The organism is Bellilinea sp. (genome assembly GCF_034432615.1).
GTDB lineage: Bacteria > Chloroflexota > Anaerolineae > Anaerolineales > Anaerolineaceae > Bellilinea.
In genome coordinates this window covers 1-8,579 of record NZ_DAOUBL010000013.1, presented here as the reverse complement: position 1 = coordinate 8,579, position 8,579 = coordinate 1, and the positions used below count along the sequence as shown (strand labels likewise).

At 57.3% G+C, this 8,579-nt stretch carries 7 protein-coding genes; all 7 read right to left on the bottom strand.

Annotated features, from left to right (window positions below; genetic code table 11):
• On the bottom strand, positions 1 to 201 hold a 201-nt coding region (locus VAE48_RS00740; RefSeq protein WP_322791397.1), incomplete at its 3' end, for a beta-galactosidase.
• A 5-nt stretch (positions 202 to 206) separates the two neighbouring features.
• The gene (locus VAE48_RS00735) at positions 207 to 1,196 is read right to left on the bottom strand and encodes a LacI family DNA-binding transcriptional regulator (protein WP_322791396.1); all 990 of its coding nucleotides are present in this window, start codon (positions 1,194 to 1,196) and stop codon (positions 207 to 209) included.
• A gap of 4 nt (positions 1,197 to 1,200) precedes the next feature.
• Positions 1,201 to 2,580, bottom strand: coding sequence for a glucoamylase family protein (locus VAE48_RS00730; RefSeq protein WP_322791395.1), 1,380 nt, complete (start codon positions 2,578 to 2,580; stop codon positions 1,201 to 1,203).
• Positions 2,573 to 3,514, bottom strand: a complete 942-nt coding sequence (locus VAE48_RS00725) for a carbohydrate ABC transporter permease (RefSeq protein ID WP_322791394.1) — start codon at positions 3,512 to 3,514, stop codon at positions 2,573 to 2,575. Before VAE48_RS00725 ends, VAE48_RS00730 begins: the two co-directional genes overlap by 8 nt.
• Before the next feature lie 7 nt (positions 3,515 to 3,521).
• Positions 3,522 to 4,400 carry a sugar ABC transporter permease gene (locus tag VAE48_RS00720; protein ID WP_322791393.1) on the bottom strand — a complete coding sequence of 293 codons (879 nt, stop codon included), beginning with the start codon at positions 4,398 to 4,400 and terminating at the stop codon, positions 3,522 to 3,524.
• Complete coding sequence (locus tag VAE48_RS00715; RefSeq protein WP_322791392.1) at positions 4,397 to 6,613, bottom strand: DUF5696 domain-containing protein; 2,217 nt, start codon at positions 6,611 to 6,613, stop codon at positions 4,397 to 4,399. The genes VAE48_RS00720 and VAE48_RS00715 overlap by 4 nt, the downstream gene beginning before the upstream one ends.
• On the bottom strand, positions 6,606 to 8,579 hold a 1,974-nt coding region (locus VAE48_RS00710), incomplete at its 5' end, for a YIP1 family protein (protein ID WP_322791391.1). The genes VAE48_RS00710 and VAE48_RS00715, both read right to left, overlap by 8 nt.

The following is an 8,579-nucleotide window of genomic DNA, read 5'->3' as shown; positions in this document are numbered from 1 at the left end:
GTCAGGTTGACCCGGCTGCGGCTCGTGCCACAGCCAGGGGATGTAACTGGCTACGGCGTTGAAGCCGGCGCGCTGCAGCAAAGCCAGCCGGTCGCGCCACACCTCGGCCGGGGCGCGGAAGTAGTGAAACTCGCCCGCCTGAATCAACAGCGGGCGGCCGTCGTACCAGAACTGTTGGGAATGAACTTGAAACGGGGGCATGAGGTTCATCCTGTTGGGGTGGATTTTTCCAAGCGGTGCGAGGATTCGCGCACGATCAGGTGAGCTGGGATGCGGACATGCTCAAAAGGTTTGCCCTCTTCCAGAAACTGAATCAACTGGGTTGCGGCTGCCGCCCCCCACTCCTGCCGTGAAGCACCCACCGTCGAGAGCGACGGCTGCATGTAGCGGGCAATCAAAATATCGTCGAAGCCCACCACAGCCACATCCTGCGGCGCACGCAGGCCGGCTTCCTTCATCGCCTCAATGAAGCCGATCGCCATCTGATCGTTGGCGCAAAAAACGGCTTCGGGCAAATCGCCGCCGCGAATCATGATCCGCCCAATGTCGTAACCGCTCAGACGGGTAAAGTTGCCCTGATAAACCGGCACGCTCAAGCCCTGTGCGGCGGCCTGTTCCAGAAAGGTTTGCTTACGCTCGGTGTTATCCAGCGAATCGACCGCCCCGGCGATGAACGCCATCCGGCGGAAACCCTGTCCGTACAGGTGGTCGAATGCTTCACGCACCCCCTGGGCATTATCCAGCAGCAGCGGCAGAATGCACTCGTGTTCCAGAAAGCGGTCCATCACCACAATCGGGAAATTGGGCGAAACCAGTTTGAGCAGAATATCGCTTTTCACCTTGTAATCAAAGATGATCGCCCCGTCCACCTGCCGCTGGGTGAGCATTTTGCGCAGCGAACGCGCCTGCGGACAGACAATCAATTCATATTCGGTTTTCAAAACCGTCTGATGAATGCCCTCCAGAATTTCCTCATAAAACTGACCGCCAAAACTGGTAATGAACACGCCCAGCGTCAGCGTTTTGCGTTTTTTGAGGTGGCGCGCAAAGGCGTTCGGGTAATAGTTCAGTTCACTGGCCGCCTTCAGGACGCGCTGGCGGGTTTCCTCGCTGATGGTGCCGGTGTTGTTCAGGGCATACGAAACCGCCGTAACACTGACCCTGGCTCGCTTTGCCACATCGCGGATGGTTGTCATGCTTTCACTCCTTTACCCGATCAAATCCCAGGCGCTGCAATCCCTTCTGGATGACCTCGTTCTTCATCATGACCGAATACACAAAATCATTCTGATCATTGGCAAGCATCAACAGGCTGATGCCCTTGTCAATGCCGATCACATCGCTGGCGAACCAGTTTTTGCTCAGGTTGTAGGCATCTTTGAAACCGTAGCGCCCCTTGAGCCGTTCGATGGAGTAGTAATTGAGCATGGCCTGCTTTGCCTGCTCCGGCAGGAAAACGATCGAACCGATTGCCCCGGCCGGCGGAACGGTATCATCCACGCGGTGAACGGTATTATCGTAGCCGGAGGGCGGCGCGCCGTAGCGTCCATCGTAGCCATCCGGGCCGTCGCAGGCGGTCAGCCCCCAGGCGTTCGGGCCGATGGTCTGGAATTTATCCTGCATGCGGACGGCATAATTGTAATGCGCCAGCGAAGCCTCCACCGAATTATCAAACCAGTTGACCCCGTCGCGGTCCACATAGTCACGAAAATCAATCCAGGCGTGGCTGAACTGGTAGGTAAAGATGGAGTTGAACCACGAATGGATGAAGGGCTGGCCATCTCCATATTTTACATAATGGCGGGTGAAGGCATCATACACCGCCGGGTCAATCGGGGAGGTGTCCGAGCCGGCCGCCAGAATGAAAAGCATAAGCTGTTCGGCGTAAAAATCCCAGTAGCCTTCAAAGCCCTTTTCGGGAACGTAGCCCATGTAAAACAGGTCGCGGTTTTCATCCACAAACCAGCGCCAGTTGATTCCGTCATAAATGCGGCGGGCTTTTTCGGCGATCTCCCCGCCAAAGTACTCCCCTGCCGAAAGCACGCCCATCATCAGAATGGCGGTATCAATGTTGGAGACCTCGCTGTTCCAGGCGCGTTTGCCCGTGCGGATATTGAGAAAATGGTAGTAAAAACCCTCCACCCGCTCCAGACTCAGCAGGGTATCCAGGGTGCCGTTCACCCGTTCGTAAGCCTGTTGGTAGGTGATGTAGCCCTTCTCCACACCGATCAGGTAGGCTGTCAGGCCAAACCCAACCGAGGCAATGCTGGCAATGCCCTCGCCGCCCGGGTAGCGGTCGCGGATCAAGCCGTAGCCGGGGCTGCCGGCGTCGGTATTGGCCTGCTCCCAGAAGAAATCAAACGACCCTTTCATCTCGTATTCGATGACTTCATCAATGGAAGGCACGGGAGTTGGGGTGGGTGTCAAAGATGGCATGAGAGTCTCCGTTGGAGTTGGGGAAATGGGAATAACCGAAGGGGTTGCTTCCGGCGGCGGCGCAGGAGAGGGCGTCATACGGGCGGGCGCGCAGCCGGCCGCGGCTACAGCCGCAATCAGGCACAGCAGCAGGAATTTACTCACCGGTCACCCCCGTCCTTTCCACCGATTCGACAAACCAGCGCTGCAGGATGAAATACAGCACCAGCAGCGGAACGATGTTCAAAAAAGTGCCGCTCAACTTGACCGCCTCGTTGATGCGGTCAAAGATGTTGACCACCCCCGGCGGGTAGAGGTTTTCGTAAGCCTGCACAAATTTGGACAGCTGCATCGGCAAGGTTTGAATGCCCCCCTCCAGGAAGATGGCCGTCAGGTAAGTTTCGTTCCAGTACCACACTGTAGAAAAGAGAATGGTCACAATATAGGCCGGCAGAGCGTTCGGCAGGGCAATCTGGAGAAAGATTTTCAGATCGGACGCGCCGTCCAGCCGCGCCGATTCTTCCAGCACTTTGGGAATGGTGCTGAACGCCTGATAGAAAATGAGGATGAAAATAGCGCTCTTGAACCCCTGGCCCACCGCCGCCGGCAAAAGCAGCGCCAGAATGTTGCCCAGCAGGCCGTACTCCCGGTAAGTCAGCATTTGCGGCAAAACGGTGTTTTGCGGCGGGATGATGAAAGTCGCCAGCATGAGCAGGAAAATCAACCGCTTGCCCGGGAAGCGGTAACGCGCCAGCCCGTACCCGACCAGCGAACACACCACCGCCTGAATCAGCGAGGGCAGCAGGCTGGTCAGCACCGAAGCCATGAACGTCTGCGGGTAATTCAAAACGCGGAAGGCTTTGAGGTAATTTTCCAGATAAAATCCGGTCGGCACCCACTGCACCATCGGGTTGAGCAGGTCTTGCGGGCTTTTCATGCTGGTAATGAACATGAACAGCAGCGGGTAGAGATAGACAAAGGCAATCACCACCAGCACCGTGTAGAGAATCAGGGAGAAAACCAGCCCGTAGTGCGTGCGGCTGCCGAACAGAAACGAACGAATGCGGTCGTAATCCCAACGCTGGATGATTGCTTTCACCCCGTCCTCACTTTCTTGCCCTTCCGCGCAGCAATAGATAGGTCACTGCCAGCAGAATGATGAGCACGCCAAAGTAAAGAAAGGCCATGGCGCTGGCATAGCCGATACCGCCCTGCACGGCGTAGGTCTGATTGTAGATATAGCGCACCACCTTGTTTTCGGAAAAATGCGACAGGGTGATGATGGTATAGACGGCATTGATGACGGTTGTGGTGGAAAGCGAGGGCAGCGTAATCTTCCAGAACGAAACCCATGCCGATGCGCCGTCCATGGCGGCCGCTTCGTACACGCTGCGGTCAATCTTTTGCAGACTGGCCAGGTAGATCAAAATCTGCACCCCCGAAAACCAGAAAATGATGATAAACGAAGTCAAAAGATACTGGATGGGGTTGCGCAAATAGACCGGCAGTTCCTGCAAAAACTGCGAAACGGCCGCCAGATTGGCAAATTCCGGCACCGAAGCCACCCCCTGCGCAATCAACTCGCGGATGACCGGCCCGCTGGTGATGATGACCGGCAGGAAAAAGATGGTGCGGAAAACGCCTTTCAGCGGAAAATCCAGGTTCAGAAACAGGGCGATGATCATGGCAAAGATGATCACAATCGGGGTGGAGATCAGCGTTTCCAGCGCGTATTCGATCACCAGCTGCACAAAAGTCGGGTCGGTGAACAGGGCGCGGGTGTAGTTGGCCCAGCGCACAAAACTCAGTTCAATGCCGGTAGCGGTCACCGTAACCTGATGCAGACTGTAGCGGAAGGTCTCGATGAAGGGAATCAGGGTGAACAAGGCAAAACCGATCACCCAGATCAGCACAAAACCATAACCGCTCAGCGCCTCGCGCACTGACGGCGGGATTTCATTGCGCAGCAGTTTGCCGAGCTTCATGGCAGCCCTCCCTGCAGTCCGCGCGCATCGCGCGGCGGCAGCACCAGACCGTTCTCCACCTCAAACGGCTGGTCAGTGTAGTTGACCATCACCCGATAACCGTTGGCGTAAATGGTGGCAAAAACGCCCTCACCCAGTTTCTGGCGGGCAGCAATCGGCTGGCCGACGGCCGGGGCGAGCAGATCATTCAGCCATCGGTAGGTTTCCTTGACCTCATCCTGCCACTGGCGGTAGGCAGAAGTGAACACCCAGTTGGATGAGGTGTTCAAGATTTTTGCGGTTTCCTCGTGGGAAAGGAAGAAGGAAGGGTACACCCCGTAATCGGCGTGCCGCAGGCGGTCACCCAGCGGGTCGGATGAAAAGTTGAGCGGCGGCCCATAATAAGGTACAAAGCCGGCCAGCACAATCTGCAAAAAGGGGACATCCTGCGCGGCGAAGATGTAACCGCTGTCATCCAGCGGCATATCGAAGTAAGCCTGCATTCGGCCGAAGACATACGCATTCGGGTTGTAAAATGCCAGCGGCGCAGGCGATTCGGCCAGCATCTGCTGATAGCGGCGCAGCGTCTGTTCGCGGTTCAAAACCGGCCGGCTGCGGAAATCGCTGTACAGCATGGTTCCCATTTGATCCAGCGCCAGCCCGGCGGAAAGTTTTTCATCCGCCTGGCGGGCAAGGCGGGAAAACTGACGCTGCAATGAGTCTGCGTTCAGATAATAGGACACCTTGTAGCGGTTGTAACCCAGCATGTACACGCCGGTAATCGCCATGGCCAGGTCGCGGCGCGGTGAATAACCGCTCTCGTCGCGCAAAGCCGCCTGCGGGTCGGCGTACAGATACAACCGGCCGCCATTCTCGAGCAACTGTTCCGAAAGGGCGCGCAGCTCGGCAAGACTGCCCAGCCGCCGGTCCAGACGCAGGGAATCGCCGACCATGCTGGAGGCGCCCAGCGGCTGCCAGCCGTAGTAAACCGCCTCTACCCGCCGAATTTGCAGGTCATCCAGAATCGCCCGCATCTGCTCCACGGTGGTCATCGGAATCATTCGCTGCCAGAGCAGGACTTTTTCCTTGTCCCCGCCCAAAAATTCCAGCCGGATGCCGATTTGTCCGCTTTCATCTGTCGTCTTGTTCAGCCAGCCCTTTTCCAGCAAAAACTGCTGATAACTGCGCGCCATGCCGACGTAATCGCTTTCCGCACCGCTCAAAAAGCGGTAGCGCACCTTGATATCGAAGGCATTGGTTTCTCTTTGCAGGGTAGTCACCCCAGCGCCGGCGCGGTTGGTGGCCTGAAAATAGCTTTGATTGTAAATGAAGGCGTGGCAGGCAAAATTGAAATTGGTGATGATGCCGGAAGGATGCACCTGCAGCTCGGCGTAGGCCGCCCCATCCTCGACGATGGACAAAAAGGCATTCTGCCCCTCGCCGTGCACCATTCCCATCACCGGCAGGCTCAGGCGGTAGGGACGGTTGATGTTGGGGTCGAAGGGCAGCTGGGCGAGCATGCCCAAATCGGGGCCGTAATAGCGCCCGTAGAACATGGTGCGGGCCTTGGTAGCCGCCGAAAGTGGAATCAGGCTGCCGCTGCCATCCGGAATCAGAATGTAGCCGCTGACCTCATCGCCACGGGTGGCGCCCATGAAGGGGTAAAGATACAGCAGCCCCAGTTTGTAAGCCGGGTTTTCCTGCCGGATGGAAGCAAACGGTACTTCCACATGCACGCCGTCCGGCTGCAGGCGCACGCTGAGCTGCAAGCCAATGCCAAAATCGGTAAAGAACAGCGAGGCTTCAAAACCCTGCCCGTTGGGGCGAAAGTCCAGCGTGCGGCTGGCGTTGGTGATGGAAATGCGCTTGTTGACCGCCTTTTCATCCAGATACTCGATGCTGACGGCACTGTCGGCAAAGGCAGTCCAGGAGCGGTTGAGCCGGTCACCCGGCGCGGGTTGGTCCAGGTTGGAATGCCACAGGTAGCCGCTGCGTTTGTCCAGCACCTTGAAGGCCAGCGTATTCGGGTTGGCGTAGAGGATGAAGGTGTCGTTCTCCCCCACCTGCCGGAAATCCGGCGGGATTTGAGCAGGTGGAGAAGGTACCCAACCCTCCACAATACGGCTATGCGCATTTTTTTCGCTGCAACAGAAACCTACCGCCGCCCGCGGCAGTCCCAACAACCCCGCCAGCAGCGCCAGCACCAGCCCCATCCGCCACCAACGCTCAGCCACGCAGCCCCACCTCCTGAACAATGGCCTGAACAAAATCTACCAGCTGATTGAACAGCACAAAGAAGATATACGCCGTCAGCAGGAACATCAGCATGGTGAACAGCGTCAGGGCGATGTTGCGCAGCGTTTCGGCAAATGAATAATTGTGAATCTCCATCACCATGATCACCAGCATCAGGGCGCACCACCCGTAAATCAAATCGCGGCTGAAGGTGTAAATGAAAATTTCGTTGAGAGTCAGCAAATTGGAAAACAGCGCCAGCGGCAGGGCAAACAGCGCATACGGAAAGAGACTGTACGCGCTGCCGATGAACACATCTCGAAAACGACCCTCGCCGTCGGTAATCGTCGAGATCAGGTAGTTGGCAATATTCCACAAACCAATGGCAATCAACAGGGTAATCACCTCACGCGCAACCGGCACATCGTTGGCTGAGGCATAGGGGTTGAATATGAAACCCGTCCAGTAGAGGGTCAGCAGGCGCACGGCAATCACCCAACCGTACAGCAGCAGCGCAAACCAGACACTCCCGCGCAGATTGCGCTTGATATAGTAAAAACTATCTGCCGGCTGACGGATGAAGCGGAACAAAAAGCGGAAATCATCCACAAAGCGGACGGCTGCCAGTTGCCCGCCAACCCGCCGCAGCGGCTGCAGCCAGCCGAAGCGCCGGTCAAGCCGCCGCCCCAGCCCCTGCACCACCCCCAGCGCCACAATCACCCCTAAAAACTGCGCCAGATGGCGCTGTAAAACCGCGTTGCGTAGCTCCCAGAAGGCTTCCGAAAAACCTTTGCGGTCTTCGGCATAACGGTAGGCGGTCAACGCCTCGGCGTATTTGCCTTCTTTGAAGTAGGCATCCCCGATGGCCTGATAGGTCATGATAAAGGATCCGTTGTAGTTGAGCACCTCTTCAAAATAAGGCTTGGCTTCCATGTAAAAGCCCTCCACGTAGCGGCGCACCCCTTCATGCACCAGGCGCGCAAAGGCGGTTGTCCGAAAGACCACCAGCGCGTTTTTTTTCTTATCCAGTACGTACAGGTTTTCGCCAAAGCGGGCAATTCCGGTCGGGTTGCGCAGCGTGCCGCGCCGCTGCTCGCCCTGATCCGGCGCGCCAAACACGAACAGCAGCATTCCGTTTTCCACATACTCGTAAATCACACCGCTGGCATCCACGGCGGTCAGCAGCCCCTCCTCGCTGATATGCACATCACGGAAGGTCGAGGAACCAAAGGTATCCGGGAAGATGTTTTTACCGGCAATGGTAAATTTGCGGATACTCTTGCGCGGCGAAGTGCCGGCGGTGACCGTATAAATCAGCGAGCGGCGGTCAATCGCCAGATTCGAGGGCGAAGCGGCTTCATTCTTGATGAACTGCTCCAGCTGTTCGCGGGTCAGGAACAGGCGCTGCAAAATCATCTTCAGGGACATTTCGGCCGTATTGGCGCCGAAATAACCGATGAACTGACCGGCGGTGTTCATCTGCACCACCCCGTTGACCGAGGCTTCGCTGATGATGTAGATATTCTTGCGGGCATCCACCACCAGCTTGCGCGGCAGAAATTCGGCGCGCCGGCCAAAAAGCGGCTCGCTGGGGCGGCCAAACTCGTTGATCAAATTGCCGTCCGCATCCAGAATCACCACGTGATTCTTGCCGGCATCCGCCACGTAGATGACCCCTTCCCCATCCACAAACACGCCGGTCGGCTTTTCGAGCAGGCCCTTGCCGAATTCGGCGGTCAGGCCATCCTGCTGCAGGCGCAGAATGCGCCCGTTGCCGGTATCGGCAATGTAAATTTGCCCATCCGGGGTGATGTAAACATCTTCGGCTGCGTTGATTGGCAGTTCGATCTCGTTGAAAGGAATGTAGGCATCCTGGGTCAGGTACAACCGCCCGCGCGGCCCCAGCGCCCAGGTGCGGTAAGGCGTGAGCGCTTCCGCCGGCTGCGGCAGACTGCCCGCCAGCAG